The sequence below is a fragment of the Ancylobacter rudongensis genome, assembly GCF_900100155.1.
Lineage (GTDB): Bacteria > Pseudomonadota > Alphaproteobacteria > Rhizobiales > Xanthobacteraceae > Ancylobacter > Ancylobacter rudongensis.
The window spans coordinates 49,758-71,980 of sequence record NZ_FMTP01000010.1; the positions used below are offsets into that span (position 1 = coordinate 49,758).

The following is a 22,223-nucleotide window of genomic DNA, read 5'->3' on the forward strand; positions in this document are numbered from 1 at the left end:
CTTATTATGAGGACTCCGCAGAGAGCCCTCATGACCAGTCAGATCAACGCCGAATCCCAGAGCCTGCAACCGAGCGCCACCATCTCGCTGTTCGTCCTGGACACGAGCTTTCTTGGCGGCCCGCTGCTCTATTTCGTCCAGGGTAGCGAGCACCGCGGCAATGTGCGCTTTGGCGGCATCGAATATGTCGCGATGGATGTCGAGTTCTCTGGGCTCGAGGTATCGGGCGCTGGCGGTCTTCCCACGCCCAAGATCCGGCTCGCCAACACTGACGGCCTGATCCAGGCGATCATCAACACCTGGGGCGATCTCGTCGGCTGCACGCTTCACCGCGTCCGGACCTTTGAGCGCTTTCTCGACGGACGCCCGGACGCCGATCCTGAAGCCTTCTACGGCCCCGACACCTTCCGTATCGAGCGGAAGGCGCTCGAAACCCAGCCCTTCATTGAATGGGACCTGTCGGCGGCGATCGACCAGGAGGGCAAGCAGATCCCGGGCCGGCAGGTGATCCGCGATACCTGCCTGTGGCGCTACCGGATCTGGAACGAGAACACGCACGCCTTCGACTACGCCAAGGCCCAGTGCCCCTACGCGGGCCTTCAGTCCTACGACATTAACGACCAGCCGATCTCTGATCCGTCCAAGGACGTGCCCTCGCGGCGGCTGAGCTGCTGCCGGGCCCGCTTCGGCGCCGGCAATCCGCTGCCCTTTGGCGGCTTCCCGGGTGTGGCGAGGACCAGCTGATGATTGACCGTTTCCCGGAGGCGTTCGCCGCCGCCGCCGCGCACGCGCGCGCTGAGTATCCCAAGGAGTCCTGCGGCCTCATCGTCGCCGGCGTCTATCAGCCGGCGGCCAATCTCGCCGACGACCCCATGAACGACTTCGTCCTCGATCCTGCTGTCATCAATCCGCTTCTGTTCGCCGGCGCAATGCGAACCGTTGACGCGATCGTTCATTCGCATCCGGGCGGCCCGCACTGGCCCTCGAAGGCCGACATGGAAGGTCAGATCCAGACCGATCTTCCCTGGGCGATCATCCCGCTCGACGAGGACCGCACCTACAAGCCGCTGGTCTGGGGCGCCAGCACGCCGATCCCGCCGATGATCGGTCGTGAATTCGTTCATGGCGTCACCGATTGCTACTCGCTGATCCGCGACTGCTTCCGGTTGGGCGCTGACGCACTGGCCGCCCAGGGCGTCACGAATGCCTGGCCGTTCATTCCGATCGAGCTGGAAGAGATCCCGCGCGAGGATAGTTGGTGGGCCGGCGACGCCGACCTCTACTCCGGCAATTTCGCGCGTATGGGCTTCGTCGTGGTGAAGATGCCCGACGTCCGGCCGGGTGACGTGTTCCTCACGAAGATCCGCTCGGAGAAGTTCAATCACGGCGGCCTGCTCGTCGGTAACGACCTGATCCTGCATCACCTTCCGGCCCGCCTCTCGCGCCGGGAGCCGGCCGGACTTTGGGGGCGCCAGGCTGGACTGTGGATCCGCTACGAGGGTCCGACCGATGCGTAAGGTCCATCTGCACGGCTCGCTCGGCAAGACCTATGGCCGCACGTTCGAGCTCGAGGTGGCGACGGCCGGCGAGGCTATTCGCGCGCTCTCGGTGAACTTCCCGGGCTTCCTGCAGACCATTCGCGACGGCGCCTGGCACATCGTGCGCGGCAAGAGCGTCGATAAGGGCTTCGACCTTGGCGAAGCGGAGATCGGCACGTTTCGGCTGGGTAAGGGCGATCTGCACATTGTGCCCGTTGTCGCCGGCTCCAAGCGCTCGGGCATGCTCAAGATCGTGCTGGGTGTTGCGGTCGCCGGCGCCGCCTTCTTTCTGGCGCCCGCTGCCGGCGGCCTGTCCGCCGCTATCGGCCCGGGCATGCTGTCCGGCATCACCTACGGCAATATGGCGATGTTTGGCGCCGCCCTCGCGCTTGCCGGCGCCTCGAGCCTGCTCTCGCCTGAAGAGAAGGACAACGGCGACGATAGCGGCTCCTTCACCTTCACCGGGCCCGGCAATGCCTATGCTCAGGGATCGCCGGTGCCGCTCGTCTATGGCGAGGTCATCACCGGCGGCGTGATGATCTCCGGCGGCATGGATGTCGAGCGCATCCCGGTCGGGAACGGCGCTTATGTCGGCTCCTATGGAGGCAAGAAGTGAACGCCCATACCCCCATGGGCGCGCGCGCTCTTGCCGATGCTGTTCCTCTCGTGCGGGGCTCTGGCGGCTCCAGCAAGGGCGGTGCCGCTCCGAACGCCCCCAATACGCTGCGCTCGCGCGCCCGGGCCAAGTTCATTGAGGCCATCTCGGAGGGTCCGATATGGGGCCTTGTTGACGGCGAGCGCTCGATCTTCTTCGACCAGACCCCGATCCGAAACGCGGACGGCACCTACAACTTCAAGGATGTCATCTGGGAGGACCGCAAGGGCAACCCCGACGACGCGCACTTCACCGGCCATTCGGCCGTGGAGACGCCCTTTGACGTCGAGGTGCAGGTCAAGAACGCCAACGGGCCGACCCAGCGCACCATCGTTGATCAGAACGCCGATGCCGTCCGGCTGATCCTTCGGATCCCGGCTCTCTTTCGCGCGGATGAAGAGACCGGCGCCATGCTGCCGGCCTCGCTCTCCTACGCCATCGACGTGCGCGCCTATGGCGGCGAATGGCAGGAGATGGTGGTCAAGCACTGGTTCAACCAGAAGACCACCTCGCCGTTCCAGGTGGCTCACCGCATCGATCTGCCGTTCCAGGGCTCGCCCTGGGATGTGCGCGTGCGCCGGCTGACCGCCGACTCGCCGACCGACAAGCTGCAGAACGAGCTCTACTGGGAGAGCTACATCACCCTCGTCGAGGGCAAGTTCACCTATCCCTTCACCGCGGCCGTCGGCATCGAGGTCAATGCGGAGGATCTGGGCTCCTCGATCCCGGCGCGGTCTTACCATGTCAAGGGCCTGCTGATTAACGTGCCCTCCAACTACGACCCGGAGACCCGCATCTATTCGGGCATCTGGGATGGCACGTTCAAGATCGCCTGGACCAATAACCCGGCCTGGGTCTTCTACGATCTCATCGTCAATGACCGCTACGGGCTCGGTGAGTTCATCTCGGCGGCTATCGTCGACAAGTGGTCGCTCTATACAATCGCCCAGTATTGCGATCAGCTGGTGCCGTCCGGCTACAAGAATGGCGACACGCAGGACGATATTTACGAGCCGCGCTTTACTTTCAACGGCGTGATCAACTCGCGCGACGATGCCTTCAGTGTGCTTCAGAGCATCACGAAGGTCTGGCGCGGCATGGGCTACTGGTCGCTCGGTCAGCTTTTCGCCACGGCCGACATGCCGGCCGATCCGGTCAAGGTGATCTCGCCGGCCAACATAATTGGTGGCGAGATCACCTATTCCGGCACCGCGATGAAGGCCCGGCACTCGGTCGTGGTCGTCTCCTGGAACGATCCGAACGACTTCTTCCGGCCGTCCAAGGAAGTCGTGATCAATCAGCAGATGCTCAACCGCTTTGGCTGGCGCGAGAAGTCGCTCCAGCTGACCGGCTGCACCTCGCGCGGTCTCGCCCATCGATACGGTAAGTGGGTCCTCGACACCGAGCAGAACGAGACCGAGACAGCTGAATACCAGGCGAGCTGGGACCACGCCGACGTCCGCCCGGGCGACATTATTGCGGATGCGAACCCTCACAGGGCGCGGGTTCGCCTGGGTGGCCGCATTGTTAGTCATCGCGGCCTGCGTGTCGAGCTCGACCACGATTTCGAGCCGGGCGAGGGCCACACCTACAAGCTCAAGCTCACCATGCCCGATGGGGCACTGGTGACGCGCGACATCGCGTCCTTTCTCGATGGACGCAATCTGCTGCTGGCGGACCCGTTTCCAGCCGAAGCCCTGCCGAATGCGATGTTCGCCATCACCGGCACGGACATCACGCCGCCTCTCTTCCGCGTGATTGCGCGCGAGGAGGTTGAGCCGAACATCTTCAAGATCTCGGCGCTTCAGCATGACCCGCAGAAGTTCGACCGCATCGAGCGCGGCATCGTTTTTGAGCCGCTGCCGGTGTCGCGACCCTCGACCACCGTGCCGGCGCCGACCAATCTGTCCGTGCGCGAGACCGGCTATGTCACCAACGGCCAGAGCTACCACTCACTGCTGCTCTCCTGGACGCCGCCGATCGACGTCGTCACCCGCGGCTTTCTCGTCTCGGCCGACACGCCCGAGGGGCAGCACATTGTTCTCGGCACGGTGCAGGGCTCCTCGCTGGAGCTGAGCAACACTCTGTCGGGTGAATACAAGTTCTACGTCCAGACCATCAACTTCACCGGCGTCGTCTCCGATCCGGCGGAGTTCGTGTTCGAGGCCGCGGGTCCACTCGGCTTCGCCCCGCCCGTCGTCACGGATTTGCGGCTGACGGAGCACCCGACGGCGAGCGAGTTCGCCGGCCGCGACCTGCGCGTGACCTGGCACAACCTGTTCGCCAATTCGACCGATGCCACGAGCGAGGGCGGGGCGCCGGCGCATGTCGTCTCGCCGAACTACTCCCACAACGTGGTCAGCGTCTACCACGGCGGCACGGGCGAGCTGCTGCGCCAGGTGACGGTGCGCGCCGAGGAGTTCCTCTACGACTACGGCTCCAACACGCTCGACAATGACGCCCTGGGTCGCGCCTATCCCTCGCGCTCCATCCGCATCGATGTGCAGGCGTTTGACGTCTTCGGCCGCTCCTCTGCCGTTGTCTCGCGGGTCTTTTCCAATCCCGTGCCGATGGCGATCGTGCCGAGCTACAATGTCGTCGGCTCGACCATCTTCCTGAGCTACTCGAAGGTCCCCGATCCTGACTTCGAGGGTATCCTGCTGTGGCGCTCGACCACGCCCGGCACGATCAATGTCCTGACCGACGCACCCTATTACGACGGTGCCAACAACCCGCTCACCATCTCTGGCGAGCCGGAGACCGGCTACTATTTCCGCATCGCCGCCTATGACGGCTTCGGCCCGGTCGATCTGAACTACTCGACCGAATTCACCATCACCACGCTGAGCGAGGGTGCTGATCTCGACCCCCCGGCCGTGCCGACGGGTCTTGCTGCGACCTCGGCCCTCCTGTCGAACGGCCGGGCCCGGGTGGGTGTCACCTGGAACGCCAACACCGAAGATGACCTCGCTGGCTATGACCTCGAGGTGCGCCAGAGCGGCGGCGCCTATGTCGCCTTTCCGACGACCACCAATCGCTACGAGTTCGATGGGCTGCCGGGCATCGTCTATCAGATGCGCCTGCGGGCCCGCGACAAGGCCGGCAATGCGTCGAACTTCACCGCGGTGCTCAACCACACCGCGTTCAAGGATGAGGTCGCGCCGGCGGCCGTGACGGCGGTCAGCGTGCAGCCGGGTCTGACCTCGCTCTGGCTGACCTGGACCAATCCGGCCGACGCGGATTTCGCCCATGTCGAGGTCTGGGAAGGCGCGAGCGCCCAGCAGTCGTCGGCGACCCTCATCGGCACCACCTCGTCGGGCTCCTTCCCGCGCACGGGCCTTGGGCACAACGTCCAGCGCTTCTATTTCCTGCGCGCGGTCGACACGTCCGGCAACAAGAGCGGCTTCGTTACGGCATCGGGCACCACGGCCCAGATGACGGCGCCCACGCGCTTGTCGATCAACGGCCTGGTGCTGACACCAAACAGCCCGGACGAAAACCGCGTCGCCTGGCCGACCTTCTCCATCACCTATGGCGAGCCCGGTCTTGCGCCGACCACGCGCGTGGTCGCCGCCGGCAATGCGCTGTGGACGGCGAACTCGCTGCATCTCTTCTATGTCGAGGGCGAGACGGTTCTGCGCGCCAGCACCAACGTCGCCGACGTCTTCACCAATCGCGGCTACCTGATCGGCATCTACCGCGGCGGCACCGATGTGCAGCTCGCCGAGGGCAAGGCGATGATCGACGGCGCCAATGTGCTCGCCGGCACGGTCGGCGCCAATCAGCTGGTGGCGAACGACGCCATCATCACCAACACGCTGCAGCTCGCCAATGGCATCATCACCGACGCCAAGATCGAGAGTCTCGATGCGTCCAAGCTGAAGGCGAACAGCGTTCTCGCCGACACCATCCAGGTGGGCGGCAGCACGCTCGGTGACATCCGGGAGTGGGCAAGTGACCCCGCGGCGCAGGTGAATGCCGGCGTGACCGCGATCGCGCCGGGCCGCATTCTGATCGGCGGCACGACCACCCTGTCGAACTGGATCTCGGGCTCCGACGTCACCAAGATCGACGGTGGCTCGATCGCGGCGAATTCGATCGCAGCGAACGCCGTCACCATCGGCATGCGCGGCCTGACGCTCGAGGGTATCGAGTTCGAGCACAACAAGCCGGCGGTGAATGACGTCGCCTGGACGGCCGGCACCATTTTCTACACGGACGACACCGGCGCGAACGCATCGGCGGCGATCGCCGCCGGCTCGGTCAGCTGGACGGCCGGGATCGTCTATATCTACTGGACGCAGGGCGCGGCGGCGCTCTCGACCACGACCTCCTTTGCGACGGCGAACGCCGCCAACAACGTGATCCTGGCGACCTATCGCGGCGCGGCGTGGCTGTTTGCCTCCTATGGCCGCACCGTCATTGACGGTGGCCAGATCAAGGCCCAGTCGATCGATGCTGCCCAGCTGAAGGCTGGCTCCATCACGGCGCAGATGCTGAGCGTCACCTCGCTCTCTTCGCTATCGGCGAACCTCGGCACGGTCACGGCCGGCCGGATCATGAGCGCCGACGGGTCGGTCGACTTCAATCTGGACGAGAAATACCTCGATTTCTGGTCCATGCCGCCGGGGACAGGCGCATGAGCCTTGGTCAGTCCCTCGTCGAGATCAATGGCATCCTTCGCTACCGCACGGTGCTTCCTGGTTACAACGCCAAGGATCCGGCCCTCGATCCGCGCTATGTCACCTTCGACAGCACCTGGCAGAATACGCTGAGGCTGATGGCGAGCGGGACAGTCGCCGGATCCAGTCTTTCGACGAGCATCTACCAGTTCCGGAACAGCGCGATAGGCGGCACGGTCATTGCCAACCGCATCGTGCGTGTAATCCCGGTGCCTGGTGCAACTGTCAAAACGCCGGCCCTGGTGTGGGCGGTCGCACCAGCTGGTAACGTGCAGAAGTTGACGGTTGTCGGCAACCAAGTATTTCAGACCCCGGTGCCCTTTCAGAAGGGGTATCGCATGTGCTCGGTCAACTTGAAGAACGACGCCATTCATGTGTCGCCCTCCTACAATAATCGGGACTACACCTACCTCGTCTTCAAGACCGACCCGACAACCACCGAGGAATCGGGTGGGAACGGCGCGCGTATTGGCCTGCATCCGCTCTATGGTATGGGCGCGTTCTTCTCAAGACCGGGCTTCAATCATCTCACCTGTTCGCTCGATGACATGATGCTGACGAGCGCCCGCAACATGGCGCAGGTCTATGAGACTGGCTATGTGACGGTGGATGCAACCTATTCGGGGGAGCCTTTCGGCAATAGCGGTGGTGGCGGGACGATCGTGAACCTGCGCGGCTCCTATCCCGACTTTCCGCCTGTCATTGCCTTTCGGACCTCTACGGGCGCTATCAGCCGGCTGATGTCCGTCTTCTGGCTGAGCCCGAGCCAGATTTTGGTCACGGGTGCTTCGAGCGGCAATCAGGTTCGCTTTGCTGTTCTCTCGGCTACGCCCGACTACATTCCTGATCCCGACACGCGCGCGGTCAGGCGCGTTCGTATGGTGAATGGCTCACTCGACATCACCAAGCGAAACATCGACTGGTCGGAGGCGACGAGCGACGCGGATTTTCTGTTCCGCTCGAGCCGCCAGACAGCGCAGTTCAACGGTATGCTGCCCTTTCCGACGGTCCTGAACAGCGGCTTCTACCCGCTGCACACCCCTTCTCCGGCAGGCGCCGGCCCGCCCTTCGTGTTCATGCTCGCCTTTGAGGCGACCTGTGGCTGGTGGTGTGGCTGTGGTTATGTCGACACTCAGGATATCGTCGGTATTACCCAGCAGTTCAATCCGCGCTTCCGCGGCGCCGTGATCAGCAACACCCATTATCAGTGGTATCGCGACTCGCAATACAGCAACAACATCAACGGCTGGGTCACCACGATGAACATCTCGGACTTCTAGGCGTGGCGCGATACCTCTGGCGATGAAAAGGCACGGCCGCGTGAGTGTTCTGCAGCCGTGCTTATGGACACTCCTCACCATCTAATGTATGTGTGTGCATACTTACTTTGACGGGTGATTAGGGTCATGCCAAGCGAGCCGAGCATCAGCCTGAACCAGAAGACGCTCGGCTTCTTCCTGGCCCTGGTCGCGGTCGTGACCCTGGGCTGGAACGCCGTCGCCTACTTCAAGGGCATCGAGCACAAGAACGTCGAGCAGGACATTCGCCTCGATCGCACCGACGAAGACCGACAGATCCAGAAGGAGCTGATCAAGGAGACCGGCGCCCTCAAGGAAGCAGTTGTGAAGCTCACCGGCGTCATCGAGCAGGCGCCGGGCCGCAAGGCGGAGATCCGCCCCAGCTCGCCCTCCTTCTTCGGGATGCCGTGACATGAAGCTCCTTCCGAACTGGCGCGAGATTCTCTTCAAGGCGTGGAGCGTGCGGCTCCTGATGCTCGCCATGCTGCTGACGGCCATCGAGGCCGTCCTGCCGCTCATCACCTTCATCCCCATTCCGCCTGGCTATTTCGCCGTCCTCTCCGGCCTCGTGACCGGCGCCGCCTTTGGCGCCCGGCTGCTCGCCCAGAAGAACCTCAGCGCCGGCGAGTGACCGCCCTGTAGCCCTTGCACCAACAGGAACCCTGATGCCCGTCTCCAAGCTCCGTCCCACCAAGCGCGCCTCCGCTGCGATCGCCGCTGTCATGGCCATGGCGGTGTCGATCGGTGGCGCCCTGTTCGTGACGGCTCCTAACGGCAAGCAGTATCCCGCAGCCGTCGTGCTGGCCGCCGAGCACATCGTCAAGGACTGGGAGGGCCTGCACCTCACCGCCTATCGCGACATGGTCGGCATCTGGACCATCTGCTACGGCGAGACGCTCGGTGTGAAGCCGGGAATGCGCAAGACCCGCGCCGAGTGTGAGGCGATGCTCTATGAGCGCCTCCATCGCGACTTCTACCTCGCCATCGTCAAATGCGCGCCCCAGCTCGCCGCAGCGCCGATCTCCGTGCAGGCGTCCATGCTGTCGGGCTCCTTCAATTTCGGCGTCGGCGCCTGGTGCCGCTCGACCGCCTCGCGGCACATCCGGGTCCGGGCATGGCGTCCGGCCTGTGACGCCCAGACCCTCTTCAACCGCGCCGGCGGCCGCGTCGTTCAGGGTCTCGTGAACCGCCGTGAGATGGGCGATGCCCAGCGTCTTGGCGAAGGCGAACTCTGCGTGTCGGGAATCAAGTGATGCTGTCGTTTCTCGGTATTTCCCCGCTCAAGCTTGCCGTCGCCTGCGGCGCGATTCTGGTAGTCCTCGCCAGCATCTTTGGCGCCTTTTCCTATGTGCGCTCGCTCACCCGCGAACTCGCCAGCACGCAGTCCCAGCTCGCCGTGGAAACCCAGCTGCGTGAGCGCACCCAGGCCGAGCTCACCCTCGTGCGCGCCGCCCAGCTGAAGCAGATCCAGGACATCAAGACCCTCGACGCGCTCAATACGGCCTCGGCCGTCGCTTGGGGCGAGGTCGAGCGCGAGGTCGAAACCATCAACACGAAAGGGCCGGCCGATGCGCTCGCTGCTGATCTCAACCGTCTCAATCGCGCTGCTAACGGCATGCTCCGGAAAGCCGCCGGAGCCGGTGACCGCTGAGCCGATCGCGCGCTATCACCCGCCCGTTCCGGCGGCGCCGCGGCTGGACGATGTCGATTACAAGTCCTGTGAGAGCGGAAAGATGATCTGCCTCACGCCGGAAGAGGCGCGAACCGAGATCGCCAACAAGGTGCGCGTCGGGGTGTTTATCGACAAAGCGATGAACGTGATCCGCTATTACCGCCTGCAGGACTAGACTACGCCGGAACATCCCGTTCCATCGCGTGTCTATTACTGTAATCTCTTAGATAACTATTATACTATACAGGCGAAGGAACGGGATGAATGCCCGGTAACGAGTTCGAGAACCGCTTCGCCCAGATCTACAACGACATCTCTGCCTACCCGACGCTCCGGGATGTGGCCCGCGGCCTCGGCAAGAGCGTCAAGACCGTGCGCAACTACTCGGCGCTGCTGCGCCGGCGCACGGAGGCGGGCAGGGCGGTTCCCGGGCTAATCTGGCGTGGCCCGGCGAGTGATGCGCCGGCCTATGCCCTGAAGATCGACGCGGCGCCCGAATTGTCCTCGGCCGATCATGCCCACCGGCGTGCCAGCCAGCTCGCCAACGACGTCTCCTCGCTTCTCCTGGCCTCGCGTTATCCGGTCATCAACCCTGAAGCCATGGTGGTGCGCTCGCACATGGTCCGGCGCTACGACCGCGCGCTCGGCGACTATGTCGAGGTTGAAGGATCTCCGCGGACCTGGCTGACCGACACGCTGCGTGTCGCCGGCGTAGACAAGCCGGCCGGCCGGACCTTCCTGTTCACCGGCGCCCAGAACGATGCTCCGGTGGATCAGGACTTCTGGCGCAACCTCAACGCCTATGCCCAGTGGCTTGGCGCGGAGATCGTCGTAGGACCCTGGACCTACGAGACCAATTGGTGGGATGAGAACAACCCGGCCAGTCGTGACTACGACCCGGTCCTGATGCCGCATCTGTGCTTCGGCCAGATGGAGATCGGCCCGGATTTCGTCTTCTGCGGCGAGATGAACACGCTGCCGACGGCCGCGCGGCCAATCTCGGATCTCACCACCTATTCGCGCGGGCGCTGGGCGGTGTTTCCGCACGCCAAGCTCCAGCTGCTCTCGATCCCCTCGACCGATCCGCACACGCCCGCCCATCAGATCATGACGACCGGGTCGGTCACTCGGCCAATGGTGATCCCGCGCAAAGCCGGCGTGAAGTCGCTGTTCCATCACGTCATCGGCGCCACCATCGTAGAGTTCGACGAGGACGGCACCTTCTTCTGCCGCCAGCTCAGCGCGGATGAGAACGGATCCTTCTACGATCTGGACGTGCTGGTGAAGGCGGGAGAGATCTCGACCGGGCACCGCGCGCTCGCCATGACCGCGGCCGACATTCATGCCGCCAAGCTCGACCGCGGCAATTGTCTGACCACATTCGGCTTCGACCCGAAGACCCAGGCGCGGCGCTCGGACAGCCTGCTGGATACGGTTCGGCCCGAGCACCTGCTGATCCACGATCTCCATGACCAGGAGAGCCGGAACCATCATCACGAGGACGACGTCAGCCACAATTTCGAGATGGCCGTGCGCGGCCGCGAGAGCGTGATGGGCGAGGTGCAGCGCGCCGTCGACTTCCTTTTGAGCATCAAGGCGCCCGAGACAGAGATCATCGTCGTGGAGTCGAACCATGACTTGGCGCTGGAGCGCTATGTGAGGGAAGGGCGCTACCGCATGGACGGTGTGAACTTCCGGGTGGGACTGACCCTGGACGCGGCCTATCACGACTGGCGCGCCGAAGTCGCAAAGGCGCTTGACGGCAATCTGCCGGCGCCGACCTTCTCGCTGCTCGAATGGACCATGCGCTTTCTCGCGGGTCCGAAGCTGCACCACGTCAAATGGGTGCATGACGGCCAGTCCCTTGTCATCGATGGCGTTCAGGTCGGCGCACACGGCTTCCGCGGCGCCAATGGAGCCAAGGGCACGGTCGCCGGCTATGCCCGGCTCGGTCAGAAGATGTCGATCGGCGACAAGCACTCGCCGGCGATCCTGGACGGGGTCTACGTCGCCGGCGTGATGCAGCTGAACCACGGTTACAACAAGGGTCCGTCCGGCTGGTCGGTGACCCATATCCTGCAGTATCGCAACGGGAAGCGGGCGCTCGTCACACTGCGCAACGGGCGCTTTCGGGCGTCGCGCCCGCGCATAAGCCTTGCAAATCCGTGCCCTGCTGTGTAAGTATGCCCTCACTTATTTCATGAGTGAGCCAGCCCGATGGATTACACCCAGTATCTGCCCGGCAAGGCCATTCAGACCGGCTGCGAGTGGCGTCTGAAGATCAAGATCACTTCCGCCGCGCTGGAAGCGTTTCCGGAGACCGCGACCTTTCTGGCTCAGATTCGTGATGACGTTGAAGGCCCAATAAAAGCCGCTCTCTCGACCGCACTCGGCTCTATCGTGCGTGCTGATGCCAATACAATCGAACTGCGGCTGAGCGGCGCGGCCACGACCGAGTGGCGCGCAGGAACTGTGGTGATGGACGTCGTTCGGACTGATCTTGTGCAGCCTGTTCATCTCGGCTTCGACCTCGAGATCCCGGTCAAGCGCTCCATTACGAGGCTCTAATGACCGATACGCTCGCCATCAATTATTCATCCGACATTGTGGTGCGCACGCGTCACAATCAGGAAGTCTATGTCGAGCTCTCCAAGGAAGGTGTCGAGGGCCCTCGTGGAATTCAGGGCCCCAAGGGAGACCCCGGTTCGCCGGGCGAGCCGCTGGTGCTGGCGGTGAGCGATGCGGCGGACATCGCGCCGGGCGGCTGGTGGGCGACGCGGGATTATCATGGCGTTGCGACCTTCACTCGCCTCCGCGCGGAAATGCTGGCCGGCGCCGCCGAAGGCGTGAGTCTCTATATCGAGAAGAACGGCCTGCCCTTCGCCGGCCCATTTGCACTCTCCAGCGCGGCGCCGACGATTATCACCGGCCTGACCCTCGTCCTCGCGCCCGGCGACAATGTCTCGGCCTATCGCGTGGGCGGCACGCTGGCCGGGCCGTGGCTGATGCTCCTGCAGCTGGACGGGAGGTCCTGATGCCGTCGATTAATTACAATGGCCTCGGCAAGCCGGCCCTCGAGCTGCCCGTCGCTGAAATGCTGCGGGGTCAGCCGGGCCTCGCTCTCGATTTCTCCAATCAGCGGCGCGCGCTCTCAACCATCCCCGGCACCGAGTATCTTGGCCCGGTGGCCGGCCTGCCGGGTCTGAGCTTCGTCCGCGCCTCGGCCGCCTCTTACATTGATGCAGCTGGTCAGATCCAGTTTGCGGCGAGCGGTCAGCCGCGCTTCGATCATGACGCGACGACCTTGGCGCCGCTCGGCTTTTTGGCCGAGGCGGCCCGGGCGAATGCACTCGTAAATCCCACCTGGAGCGGGCCGATCATCCCGACGTCGTGGAATTCCTATGATCCTGCGGGCGTGTCGATCGTCCCGTCTAAATTCGGACCAGCCGTCTCTGCGCGCAGGTTCACGGCCGAGTCCAGTCGCCCGCGACTGCACCAGGCAGTGACCCTGTCGGCCGGCGTCACCTATACCTTCAGTATCGAGGTGGAGAGTGTAAGCGGCGGTATAGCCACCGGGCACGCGGTCAACACCTTGACACCCGGCACGACGGTGACCTTCCCGGTATGCCCCGCGAATCCTGCGGGGGGCACGAGCGGGGCGGTAGGTGCGGGGAAGCTGGTCTACACCGTGGTGTCCGCTACAACGCAGGCGGTGTCCATTCAGATGGGCGCCGGCATCATGCACAATCTCGTCGGCATGGTTATTGATTTCTCGATGCCGCAGCTAGAAGCTGGCGGCTGGCCGACGTCTTTTATCCCAGGTGGGGCAAGGGCGGGCGAGCGGCTTTCCACGGCACTTCCCGATGGCCTCGATACCGAAGGTTTCACCTTGGCCATTCGCGGACGAGGGCCCCGCGATTATTCCCCAAGCGGAAACATGTTGGTGGCTTTCAGCCAAGGCGGCTCATTCACCAATCGGTTTCAGATCTATGGCCTGAACGGGTCAGTTGTTCTCCAACCAAACCCGACGGCCTATCCGACGACGGGCCTTAATGTCGGTGCGGTAAGGTCTCAGGATTTCCGCCTAGTCCTCGACTGGACCCCCGGTCGCCCTTGGCGGGCTTCACTGAATGGCGGAGCTATCCTCGAGCTCGCCGGGACGCCCTTGGCGTCCGGTCTCGATACGTGGGACTTCGGCGGGCTCAACACTTTGCAATGGGGTGGAAGCATCGCGGCGCAAGCCCTTTGGCGCGGTGCGCCGTTCAGTGAGACCGAGCTCAGGGGGCTGCTGGTATGATCGACCATCTCCTGCGGTATCCCGACGAGGCGACGGCCATGGCCGCGCTGCCGGCCTATGCGAGCGAGGGCATCGAGCCGGGCGTCCGGATCTGGGACATGACCTGCGTCATCCCCAATGTCGCCGCCTATCGCATCATGGGCTCCGAGGCGGTCGACGACGGAGAAGGCGGCACCTATGAGCACGAGATCCGCGAGTATCTGCCGGGCTGGTATCTCATCATCGCCCGGCCGGAGCGCGACCCGGCGCTCGAGGGCGAGGCGTGCGTTCTGATCGGCGATCGGGAGACGGGCGCGGTGCTGCACGCGATCACCACGCCGGAGGATCTGGCGACGCTCTATCTGGAGCCGACCTTCGCCGGCTCGGACTATCCCTTCGGCGCGCCGATTATCGCCACCGTGGAGTGACGCGTCGGGCGCGGCGTGTTAGCTCTCATAAATCTTATGTGAGCACTTACTTACTTTTCCCGTTTCGGCTACATTGCGGGATCAGTTATCTCCCTGGGGAGCCTCCCGAAATGACCAAGTTCAGCAAGTCAGCCGCGCGCACCAACCGTCGCGAGGAACGCTCCCGTTCGCGTAACGACACCCCGCTGCTCCTCGAGGCGATGAGCCGCGAGATTCCCGCCAAGCCAAGGGTGCGCGAGATCAAGCCGCTCACCGATGGCCAGAAGCGCTATGACGCCGCCATGCGCTCAGCCGACATCGTGTTCGGCATTGGACCGGCCGGCACCGGCAAGACCTGGCTGGCCGCCATGCGCGCCGCCGAACGGCTCGACAATCGGGAGATCGAGCGCATCATCGTTACGCGGCCGGCCGTCGAGGCTGGTGAGAGCCTGGGCTTCCTGCCCGGTGAGCTTGACGAGAAATACGAGCCCTATTTCCGGCCGGTCAGCGAAGCCCTGGTGCAGTTCTTCGGCGCCTCGCATCTCGAGCTCCTGATCAAGAGCAAGAAGATCGAGGCGCGCCCGCTGGCGCTGCTGCGCGGCGCCTCCATCGATAACGCGGTCGTCATCGCCGACGAGATGCAGAACGCGACGCTGACCCAGTTCAAGCTGCTGCTCACCCGCGGCGGCAAGGGCACGAAGTTCATCATCAACGGCGACCCGCGCCAGACCGATCTTCCGGGTGGCCGCTCGGGACTGACCGAGGCACAGAAGATCCTCGGCAAGGTGAAGGGCGTAGAGGTCGTCACCTTCGATCGTTCCGACATCGTGCGCTCCGGTCTTACGCAGCGCGTCGTGGAAGCCTTCGAGGATGCGCATGTGACAAGCGGCGCGAATCCGGCGGAAGGACGCGACGCCGCATCGATCTCACTCGCCTACCACTTTAGCGAGTTCGGGCTGGGTCACCTTCTCGAGGAAGTCCCGCGCCTGCCGCGCGCGGAGGTCGTCAGGTTCGGCTCCTAGGGCTGTCGCGTCAAATTCCAGAGCGCGAGCGCTATAAGTGACAGAGCGCTTATGAGAGTGATCTGATGCCCTTGAATGACCAGGCCCCGATCGGCGAGATGGACCGCAGCTTGCCGATCGACGACGACTATGTGACCTACACGCTGAACCTCGGCAAGTTCCAGGACTTTGACCTCGGCCTGTTCGCCACCAAATGGTTCGACTACCGGCATCTGACGCCTTTGCAGGCCACGCGCCTCTATACCGCCGCTCTGGAGCCCGTCTATCAGCGGATCTATGCCCGCGAGTTCGATCGGGAGAAGGCCAAATACATCAAGGTGGCCGACCTCGATAAGCTGCTCGAGGGCCTGCGCCGCGGTGACTCCCACGCCAAGGCGACCTTCACCGCCTGCTGGCGCGGCCGACAGGTCGCCGACGCGCTCGGTATGCCCTACGAGATCTATCTCGACCTGATCGTGAGCGCCCGGCTCCGGCGCTGGCAGCGCACGCAGATGCCGCGCCCGCAGCACCTCTACCACGAGTATGACGTCGAGAAGGTGCAGCTGCGCTGGGAGGAGATGCAGGCAAGCGACCTCTATCTCGCCGAGCACCCGGCCTACATGGTCCAGAACTACCAGGGTGCCCTGCACCAGAACGACTACCACGAGTGGCTGATCAAGCAGGCCAGGCTGCGCCAGAACACCGCCTATTACATCGCCCGCTTCATCGATGAGGACCGGCTTCCTCTCGACAAGGTCAGCTCGCGGCTCGAGCCTCACCTGTTCGAGCAGGTCACAAGCTACCTGCAGTAACCCATCAGCGTTTCGCTACAATTGAGACAGTGTATTGCACGTCTCGCCTTGTAAGTGAGTGCATACTTAAGGAGTTGAGCTAGTGAGTGACGCTGAGGCTTCGGCTCAATACGATTTCGACGTTCAGTTCCAGCACAAGATCGCCTCGCTGCTGATGCGTGACAGCGTGTTTGCGATGCGCACCAAGGATCTGATCAAGCCGGAATACTTCGCCGAGGCAGCCGTCGGCACGATGGTCGGCATCGTCCAGGAGCACATCAAGGTTTACAAGACCGTGCCGGACATGAAGATCCTGCCCACGATCCTGAAGGATGCCCTCGCGCGCAAGCGCATCCGGCCCGACATGCTCGACGGCATCAAGGCCATCATCCGCGAGGCGATGACCGCGGATCTCTCGAATCCGGATTTCGTGACCGACAAGGTCGCGAGCTTCGCCAAGCACCAGGCGATCGAGCAGGCCATCATGGCCTCGCTCCCGCTGCTGGAGAAGGGCGAGTTCGACAAGATCGCCCAGCTGATGAAGGAAGCCGGCCAGGTCGGCGCCGTTCTCGATGGCGGCGATTACGACTACTGGCAGGAGATTGGCAACCGCACCCAGCTGCGCAAGGACCTGGCCGCCGGCAAGGTGGTGCGCAACGGGATCACGACCGGCTATTCCGAGATCGATGGTCTGCTGTTTCACGCGGGCTGGGGTCGCAAGGAACTCAGCTGCATGATGGGGCCGGCCAAGGCCGGCAAGTCGATGTCGCTGGGCGACTTCGGCAAGAATGCCGCGCTCGCCGGCTACAATGTGCTCTACGACAGCCTCGAGGTCGCCAAGGAGATCATCGCCGACCGCACCGACGCGGCGCTGACCAGCACGCTGATGCGCGAGCTTCACAAGTCGGCCGATGATGTCGATCGGCTTGTCCGCGCCGCTGCGACGCGCGCAGGCCATATGAAATTCCGCGATCACGCCTCCGGCACGCTCAAACCCTCGACGCTGCACCGGCTGATCGAGGATTATCGCTCGGACGGCATCATCTTCGACCTGGTGATTGTCGACTATGCCGACATCATGGCTGCGGAGTATCGCTCCGACAGCCTCCAGGAGAACCTGCGCACCATCTACATCGACCTGCGCGCGATCGCCCACGAGTTCAACATCGCGCTGCTGACAGCGACCCAGACCAACCGTGACGGCGCCAAGGCGGTTACGGCCAAGGCGACCGACGTCGGTGATGACTGGAACAAGGCGCGCACCGTCGACATCATGATCGGCATCAGCGCTACCGACGCGGAGAAGACCGCCGGCGAGGCGCGCCTGTCCTGGCTCCTGTCGCGCAACACCGAGGACGGCTTCTCGATCAAGATCCGGCAGGACCGCTCCAAGATGCAGTTTCTCACCAAGGTGCTGGGGCGCATCTGATGGCCAGCAGTCTGTGGGATGAGATCGAGGCGAACCTCGATATGGAGTTCTTTCTCGATCGCGAGAGCCTCGCCTACCGGATCACGCGCGGCGTGTCGGGCGAGCAGCTCAACATCAAGCAGTGCCCCAATCCGAACTGCGGTGACTCCCGCTGGCGCGTCTATTTCGGGACCGACACCGGCCGGGGCAACTGCTTCGTCTGCGGCAAGGGGTTCGGGAAGACGAGCTTCATCCGCGCCCATTTCGAGCACACGGACTGGGCGGCCACGGCGCGCGAGTGCGAGGCGCTGTTAAAGGAGCAGGGCTGGCGACCGCGGCGAAAGGCCGTGGTGGCGGTCGAGCATGGCGATGTCGTGCTGCCGATCTCCATCGAGCTTCCCACGCCCGAGGGGTCGAACCTCGCCTATCTCGAGACACGCGGCATCGACGCCGAGATCTGCCGCTATTTTCGCCTGCGCTTTTGCGAATATGGATGGTGGAAGTTCACGGATCCGGATGGCGCCGTGAAAACGCAGTCCTTCGACCAGCGCGTGATCATTCCGGTCTTCGACCTCGACGGCAAACTGGTGACGTTCCAGGGCCGCGACGTAACCGGTATGAGCCAGTCCAAATACCTGTTCCCGAAGGAGCTGCCCGGCACGGGCCGCTATCTCTACAACGCCCACAACGTGGTCGCGACCGACCATGTGGTGATGGGGGAGGGCGCTTTCGACGTGGCCGCCCTCAAGATCGCCTTCGATGAAGATCCGGCGCTGCGCGACATCGTGCCAATCGGCTCCTTCGGCAAGCACCTGTCCTATGGCGACCCCGGCGCCAATGATCAGCTGGGGCGGTTCAACGCGCTCAAGGCGCGCGGGCTGAGATTCGTGACGATCATGTGGGACGGAGAGGAGAGGGCGCTCGAGGCCGCGCTGAACGCTGCCAAGCTGCTCTCCGGCATCGGCCTGACCGTGCGCATCGCGCTGCTGCCTCATGAGCGCGATCCCAATGAGGTGCTCCCCGAGGTCGTGCGCAAGGCGCACTACGCGGCGAGCACCTGGACGCCGGCGCTCGATATCCGGTGGAGGCTGCGCAACCCCTACTCGCCGCGTGAGCGCGTGCGCCTGGGACTATGTTAGCGCTCACATCTTTCCTCGCTCATTCCACTGAGCGTCGCGCTATAAATCAAGCAACAGAAATGCTCGATGAGCAGGAACGCAGCAATGTCGACCTATCCGATAGCAGTAGATAGCGTCGCCCTTGAGCACAAGGGTGGCACGAAGGCGTATTATGTCACCCGCATCTCGACCAATGACGGGAGACATCTCCTCGTCAATCGATGGGGAAAGGTCGGCGTCTTTGGTGAGGTCCAGGTCTTCAAGTTCACCGACAGAAAGACGGTCGAAAAAGAGTTCGAGAAGAAGATTCGCGCCAAGCGCACGGGTGGTTACGAGCTCAAGGCGAACGGCTCTGGATTGCCCAATCATGGCGCCGCAACCTTCGTGGCCTCCGACGCGCAGGAGCTCGTCAAGAAGCTCACCGTTCCCCTGTTCGACAAGCTCGGCAAGGACGCCATCAGCTTCCTCGACCCCGCGATCGACACCTCCCGCATGCGCGAGGCTGAACCTCCTCAGCTCGACGAGGAGGGTCGCAAGATCAATCGCAACACGGCGCGCAAGGCCGATCTGTCCGACGCGATCGCCGCCGAGAAGGAGGCCGAGCGCAAACAGGTCGAGCAGACCTACGCCAGCAATCCGCTCTTCGGGAGGTTCTAATGCGCAGGTTCAAGACGCTGGCGAGCGACAACCAGTTCTCGTTCATCTGCCCGATCTTCAACGTCGCCACGCGAATGGCCGCCTGCATGAAGCTGCGGGATCTCGTCTGGAAGGGAAAGGGCCCTGATGTTCGCAAGGGCTGCCAGGCGTGCATGAAGTCCAGCAAGTGCCCGGCCGCAGCGATCGTTGACCGCATTCACTACGGCGGGAAGGACGTCGCTGATGACTATGGCTCGGATCAGCCGGTCATGGGCAAGCTCGGTGCCGATGTGCTGGACCGCATCCGGCGCGTCATCGTGCAGGATGTCCATATCCAGCAGTGCGGGGTTCCGCCCGAAGAGCAACAGCTCATCCTGAGCGCCAATCCCCGCATCGACGAGCAGCTCAAGACCGCGCCGACCGACGGCAAGGCCAAGCGCTACGTTGCCTCCGATTACGAGGAGACGCCGCGACGCCGCGCGCCCAAGCCCAAGAGCGCGCCGCAGGACATCGCGTCGCCGGCACCCAGCAGCCGCGTCAACGACGCCGCCCGCACCGGCGATCTCGCCGCCGCCATCAGCTAAGAGGACATCATGGACGCCTATACCGTATCGCGCCGGATCGAGGAGATTGCGGCGACCGGCTCGCGCATCGAGAAGGAACGTCTCCTGAGCGAGCTCGCGGCCTCGGATCTCGGCAAGTTCGTGCTCAACTGGGCCTACAACCCGTTCATCACCTACGGCCTCACCGCTGCTCCCACGCCCAGCGACGAGGAGCTCAATATCAACTTCCGCCGGGAGCTGATCGAGCCGCTGCTGCTCAAGCTCTCCCGGCGTGAACTGACAGGCAAGGCGGCCGAGCGCGAGGTTGGCGAGGTGATGCGCGCGCTCAATCCCGACGGCGCCCGCCTGCTCTATCTCGTCCTGTCCAAGGATCTGAAGTGCGGCATCGCCGAGACCACGATCAACGCGGTGATGCCCGGCCTCATTCCGATCTTCTCGGTGATGCGTGCGCACACCTTTGACGTCAAGAAGGTCAAGTCCTGGCCGCAGAAGCTCGAATACAAGCTCGACGGCAACCGCAACACATTCATCGCCAAGGACGGCCACGGCGGTTTCTTCACCCGCACCGGCAAACGGGTGCTCTCGCTCGACTTCCTGGTGCAGGGTGTCCTCCGGGCCGCCCAGGTCGCTCTCGAAACCACGACGATGAAGGAGCTCCAGCGCACCCTGTCGCAGGACAATGGCCGCACCCTCAACTTCATGCTCGATGGCGAGGCGATGATGGGCCTGTTCGCCAACACGGGCGTCTTCAAGCGCACGACCGAGGACGCGGTCGGCGCCGAGCTGCACCTCTACGACATCATGTCGCTTCCTGACTTCGACGCGATCGGTTCGGTCGGCTACCCGCTCGAGCAGCGCCGCAAGATGCTGGTCGAGTTCGTGCGCCAGGCCAAGGCGGGCCTGCCCGAGAACCTCAAGGAGATGATCCAGATCTCGCCGCAGTTCTTCGTGAACAACGAGGCAGAGGTGCATGAATGGTTCGAGAAGGCGCGCGCCAAGACGCTCGCCTCCTACCTGGCGCGCGGCGATGCGCAGAAGGAAGCCGAGCTCGCGGCTGCGACCATCGACAAGGAAACCGGCAAGCCCAAGGTGCTCGAGGGCATCATGGTCAAGGATCCGGGCGGGCTCTACGACAAGAAGAAGTCCTATGGCTGGATGAAGATGAAGGCCGAGGAGACCGAAGATCTGCGGATCGTCGGCTTCTATAACGGCGAGGCCGGCAGCAAATACGAGTTCACGATGGGCGGCGCCATCGTCGAGCGCAATGGCGTGCTCATCCGCGTCGGAGGAGGGTGGTCCGACAAGGATCGTGCCGACTGTTGGGAGCTCTGGAAGCAGGATGCGGCGCTGCTCGGCATCGATCCGCTGGTTGGCTTCAAGCCGGGTGTCCACTTTGAGCTGGGGCGCATCAAGGCGGTAGAGGCCACGAACTTCCTCGGCCGGCTGCTCGAGGTCGAGTTCCACGAGGTGACACCCGACGGCTCGCTACGCCATCCCCGCGCGGTTCGTTTCCGCGACGACAAGGACGGCGAGCTCGAAACCCGTGAGGCAGCATGACCGGCTACACCACAGCCGCCGCGCGCTATGCGGCGTCGCCCGGCTCCGCCACGCCCATTCCTCAATATGTCGAGGCGGTCTGGCAGGATACTTGGGGCCACCTCGCGCCAAAGCCCAGGGCCGTCTATCGCGGCTCTGTGCTCTTTACCCTTGGCATTCATGGCGATCTCGTCGCCATCGACTGGTCCTTCAAGCTGGAGGATGACACGGAGCTCGTCGGCAGCCCGTGGTTCCACGAGGATCTGCACGAACAGATGGCGATCTGGGCCGAGCAGAAGAAGTGGTTTTACGGTGGCATCTGGCGCTTCGACGGCTCGTTTGAGCGCCTGAAGAATGGCAAGAGCCGGTGGCGTGGTAAAGTTCGGCCCATGCGTGCTGTCTATCGGTTTGGTGGAATGACGAAATGATGCAGACGGGCGATCTCCAGCCGGGTCTCAAGCTGGCAATCCGCCAGGCCACCAACACGATCAGTCGCGTCACCTATGAGATCGAGGTTGAGATCGTCTGGGTTGAGAACGGCCATGTTCATTATCGGCGAATCGGTGACGGCGCGGTCAAGCAAACGCCCATCGAGCGCTTCCTCGACGTGGTGAATAACCAGCCGCCTGCGCACCGCTGAAC

General features: G+C 63.6%; 24 protein-coding genes. All 24 read left to right on the top strand.

What is annotated here, in order from left to right:
- Window positions 1-30 precede the first annotated feature (30 nt).
- On the top strand, window positions 31-744 hold the full coding sequence (locus BLO63_RS19370; RefSeq protein WP_162841848.1) for a phage minor tail protein L: 714 nt from the start codon (window positions 31-33) through the stop codon (window positions 742-744).
- Complete coding sequence (locus BLO63_RS19375; protein WP_091444171.1) at window positions 744-1,517, top strand: Mov34/MPN/PAD-1 family protein; 774 nt, start codon at window positions 744-746, stop codon at window positions 1,515-1,517. Before BLO63_RS19370 ends, BLO63_RS19375 begins: the two co-directional genes overlap by 1 nt.
- Window positions 1,510-2,154 (top strand): tail assembly protein, encoded by a 645-nt coding sequence (locus BLO63_RS19380; RefSeq protein ID WP_091444173.1) that lies wholly within the window; start codon window positions 1,510-1,512, stop codon window positions 2,152-2,154. The genes BLO63_RS19375 and BLO63_RS19380 overlap by 8 nt, the downstream gene beginning before the upstream one ends.
- A complete protein-coding gene (gene gpJ / locus BLO63_RS19385; protein WP_143007096.1) occupies window positions 2,151-6,836 on the top strand; it encodes a TipJ family phage tail tip protein in 4,686 nt (1,561 codons plus the stop codon). Before BLO63_RS19380 ends, gpJ begins: the two co-directional genes overlap by 4 nt.
- A complete protein-coding gene (locus tag BLO63_RS19390; protein WP_091444178.1) occupies window positions 6,833-8,155 on the top strand; it encodes a hypothetical protein in 1,323 nt (440 codons plus the stop codon). The genes gpJ and BLO63_RS19390 overlap by 4 nt, the downstream gene beginning before the upstream one ends.
- Before the next feature lie 126 nt (window positions 8,156-8,281).
- Complete coding sequence (locus BLO63_RS19395; protein WP_091444180.1) at window positions 8,282-8,584, top strand: hypothetical protein; 303 nt, start codon at window positions 8,282-8,284, stop codon at window positions 8,582-8,584.
- A 1-nt stretch (window position 8,585) separates the two neighbouring features.
- Window positions 8,586-8,804 carry a DUF7940 domain-containing protein gene (locus BLO63_RS19400; RefSeq protein WP_091444183.1) on the top strand — a complete coding sequence of 73 codons (219 nt, stop codon included), beginning with the start codon at window positions 8,586-8,588 and terminating at the stop codon, window positions 8,802-8,804.
- 34 nt (window positions 8,805-8,838) lie between these two features.
- Complete coding sequence (locus BLO63_RS19405) at window positions 8,839-9,426, top strand: lysozyme (RefSeq protein ID WP_091444186.1); 588 nt, start codon at window positions 8,839-8,841, stop codon at window positions 9,424-9,426.
- On the top strand, window positions 9,426-9,824 hold the full coding sequence (locus BLO63_RS19410; protein ID WP_091444188.1) for a hypothetical protein: 399 nt from the start codon (window positions 9,426-9,428) through the stop codon (window positions 9,822-9,824). The genes BLO63_RS19405 and BLO63_RS19410 overlap by 1 nt, the downstream gene beginning before the upstream one ends.
- Window positions 9,814-10,020 carry a hypothetical protein gene (locus BLO63_RS19415; protein ID WP_091444191.1) on the top strand — a complete coding sequence of 69 codons (207 nt, stop codon included), beginning with the start codon at window positions 9,814-9,816 and terminating at the stop codon, window positions 10,018-10,020. Before BLO63_RS19410 ends, BLO63_RS19415 begins: the two co-directional genes overlap by 11 nt.
- An 89-nt stretch (window positions 10,021-10,109) precedes the next feature.
- Complete coding sequence (locus BLO63_RS19420) at window positions 10,110-12,026, top strand: hypothetical protein (RefSeq protein ID WP_091444193.1); 1,917 nt, start codon at window positions 10,110-10,112, stop codon at window positions 12,024-12,026.
- 36 nt (window positions 12,027-12,062) lie between these two features.
- Window positions 12,063-12,413 (top strand): hypothetical protein, encoded by a 351-nt coding sequence (locus BLO63_RS19425; protein WP_091444195.1) that lies wholly within the window; start codon window positions 12,063-12,065, stop codon window positions 12,411-12,413.
- Window positions 12,413-12,880, top strand: a complete 468-nt coding sequence (locus BLO63_RS19430; RefSeq protein ID WP_091444197.1) for a hypothetical protein — start codon at window positions 12,413-12,415, stop codon at window positions 12,878-12,880. The genes BLO63_RS19425 and BLO63_RS19430 overlap by 1 nt, the downstream gene beginning before the upstream one ends.
- A complete protein-coding gene (locus BLO63_RS19435) occupies window positions 12,880-14,142 on the top strand; it encodes a phage head spike fiber domain-containing protein (protein ID WP_091444200.1) in 1,263 nt (420 codons plus the stop codon). Before BLO63_RS19430 ends, BLO63_RS19435 begins: the two co-directional genes overlap by 1 nt.
- Window positions 14,139-14,549: a hypothetical protein gene (locus tag BLO63_RS19440; RefSeq protein WP_091444201.1), complete on the top strand. Its 411-nt coding sequence runs from the start codon at window positions 14,139-14,141 to the stop codon at window positions 14,547-14,549. The genes BLO63_RS19435 and BLO63_RS19440 overlap by 4 nt, the downstream gene beginning before the upstream one ends.
- A gap of 110 nt (window positions 14,550-14,659) precedes the next feature.
- Window positions 14,660-15,550 carry a PhoH family protein gene (locus BLO63_RS19445; RefSeq protein WP_091444204.1) on the top strand — a complete coding sequence of 297 codons (891 nt, stop codon included), beginning with the start codon at window positions 14,660-14,662 and terminating at the stop codon, window positions 15,548-15,550.
- Window positions 15,551-15,615: 65 nt separating this feature from the next.
- Window positions 15,616-16,341, top strand: a complete 726-nt coding sequence (locus BLO63_RS19450) for a hypothetical protein (RefSeq protein WP_091444205.1) — start codon at window positions 15,616-15,618, stop codon at window positions 16,339-16,341.
- An 82-nt stretch (window positions 16,342-16,423) separates the two neighbouring features.
- Window positions 16,424-17,749, top strand: coding sequence for a DnaB-like helicase C-terminal domain-containing protein (locus BLO63_RS19455; protein WP_091444209.1), 1,326 nt, complete (start codon window positions 16,424-16,426; stop codon window positions 17,747-17,749).
- The gene (locus BLO63_RS19460; RefSeq protein ID WP_091444212.1) at window positions 17,749-18,867 is read left to right on the top strand and encodes a hypothetical protein; all 1,119 of its coding nucleotides are present in this window, start codon (window positions 17,749-17,751) and stop codon (window positions 18,865-18,867) included. Before BLO63_RS19455 ends, BLO63_RS19460 begins: the two co-directional genes overlap by 1 nt.
- An 84-nt stretch (window positions 18,868-18,951) precedes the next feature.
- The gene (locus BLO63_RS19465) at window positions 18,952-19,503 is read left to right on the top strand and encodes a WGR domain-containing protein (protein ID WP_162841849.1); all 552 of its coding nucleotides are present in this window, start codon (window positions 18,952-18,954) and stop codon (window positions 19,501-19,503) included.
- A complete protein-coding gene (locus tag BLO63_RS19470) occupies window positions 19,503-20,066 on the top strand; it encodes a hypothetical protein (protein WP_091444216.1) in 564 nt (187 codons plus the stop codon). Before BLO63_RS19465 ends, BLO63_RS19470 begins: the two co-directional genes overlap by 1 nt.
- Window positions 20,067-20,075: 9 nt before the next feature.
- The gene (locus BLO63_RS19475; RefSeq protein ID WP_091444218.1) at window positions 20,076-21,602 is read left to right on the top strand and encodes an ATP-dependent DNA ligase; all 1,527 of its coding nucleotides are present in this window, start codon (window positions 20,076-20,078) and stop codon (window positions 21,600-21,602) included.
- Window positions 21,599-22,009 (top strand): hypothetical protein, encoded by a 411-nt coding sequence (locus tag BLO63_RS19480; protein WP_091444221.1) that lies wholly within the window; start codon window positions 21,599-21,601, stop codon window positions 22,007-22,009. The genes BLO63_RS19475 and BLO63_RS19480 overlap by 4 nt, the downstream gene beginning before the upstream one ends.
- Window positions 22,006-22,221, top strand: coding sequence for a hypothetical protein (locus tag BLO63_RS19485; RefSeq protein WP_091444223.1), 216 nt, complete (start codon window positions 22,006-22,008; stop codon window positions 22,219-22,221). Before BLO63_RS19480 ends, BLO63_RS19485 begins: the two co-directional genes overlap by 4 nt.
- Window positions 22,222-22,223: the final 2 nt, after the last annotated feature.

Bases quoted from the DNA above. Each gene is read 5' to 3' on its own strand.
- BLO63_RS19445 (WP_091444204.1), top strand. From the start codon at position 14,660: ATGACCAAGTTCAGCAAGTCAGCCGCGCGCACCAACCGTCGCGAGGAA.
- BLO63_RS19470 (WP_091444216.1), top strand. From the start codon at position 19,503: ATGCGCAGGTTCAAGACGCTGGCGAGCGACAACCAGTTCTCGTTCATC.
- BLO63_RS19450 (WP_091444205.1), top strand. From the start codon at position 15,616: ATGCCCTTGAATGACCAGGCCCCGATCGGCGAGATGGACCGCAGCTTG.
- BLO63_RS19400 (WP_091444183.1), top strand. From the start codon at position 8,586: ATGAAGCTCCTTCCGAACTGGCGCGAGATTCTCTTCAAGGCGTGGAGC.
- BLO63_RS19435 (WP_091444200.1), top strand. From the start codon at position 12,880: ATGCCGTCGATTAATTACAATGGCCTCGGCAAGCCGGCCCTCGAGCTG.
- BLO63_RS19430 (WP_091444197.1), top strand. From the start codon at position 12,413: ATGACCGATACGCTCGCCATCAATTATTCATCCGACATTGTGGTGCGC.
- BLO63_RS19390 (WP_091444178.1), top strand. From the start codon at position 6,833: ATGAGCCTTGGTCAGTCCCTCGTCGAGATCAATGGCATCCTTCGCTAC.
- BLO63_RS19370 (WP_162841848.1), top strand. From the start codon at position 31: ATGACCAGTCAGATCAACGCCGAATCCCAGAGCCTGCAACCGAGCGCC.
- BLO63_RS19480 (WP_091444221.1), top strand. From the start codon at position 21,599: ATGACCGGCTACACCACAGCCGCCGCGCGCTATGCGGCGTCGCCCGGC.
- BLO63_RS19465 (WP_162841849.1), top strand. From the start codon at position 18,952: ATGTCGACCTATCCGATAGCAGTAGATAGCGTCGCCCTTGAGCACAAG.
- BLO63_RS19475 (WP_091444218.1), top strand. From the start codon at position 20,076: ATGGACGCCTATACCGTATCGCGCCGGATCGAGGAGATTGCGGCGACC.
- BLO63_RS19395 (WP_091444180.1), top strand. From the start codon at position 8,282: ATGCCAAGCGAGCCGAGCATCAGCCTGAACCAGAAGACGCTCGGCTTC.
- BLO63_RS19485 (WP_091444223.1), top strand. From the start codon at position 22,006: ATGATGCAGACGGGCGATCTCCAGCCGGGTCTCAAGCTGGCAATCCGC.
- BLO63_RS19405 (WP_091444186.1), top strand. From the start codon at position 8,839: ATGCCCGTCTCCAAGCTCCGTCCCACCAAGCGCGCCTCCGCTGCGATC.
- BLO63_RS19460 (WP_091444212.1), top strand. From the start codon at position 17,749: ATGGCCAGCAGTCTGTGGGATGAGATCGAGGCGAACCTCGATATGGAG.
- BLO63_RS19375 (WP_091444171.1), top strand. From the start codon at position 744: ATGATTGACCGTTTCCCGGAGGCGTTCGCCGCCGCCGCCGCGCACGCG.
- BLO63_RS19410 (WP_091444188.1), top strand. From the start codon at position 9,426: ATGCTGTCGTTTCTCGGTATTTCCCCGCTCAAGCTTGCCGTCGCCTGC.
- BLO63_RS19420 (WP_091444193.1), top strand. From the start codon at position 10,110: ATGCCCGGTAACGAGTTCGAGAACCGCTTCGCCCAGATCTACAACGAC.
- BLO63_RS19380 (WP_091444173.1), top strand. From the start codon at position 1,510: ATGCGTAAGGTCCATCTGCACGGCTCGCTCGGCAAGACCTATGGCCGC.
- BLO63_RS19425 (WP_091444195.1), top strand. From the start codon at position 12,063: ATGGATTACACCCAGTATCTGCCCGGCAAGGCCATTCAGACCGGCTGC.
- BLO63_RS19440 (WP_091444201.1), top strand. From the start codon at position 14,139: ATGATCGACCATCTCCTGCGGTATCCCGACGAGGCGACGGCCATGGCC.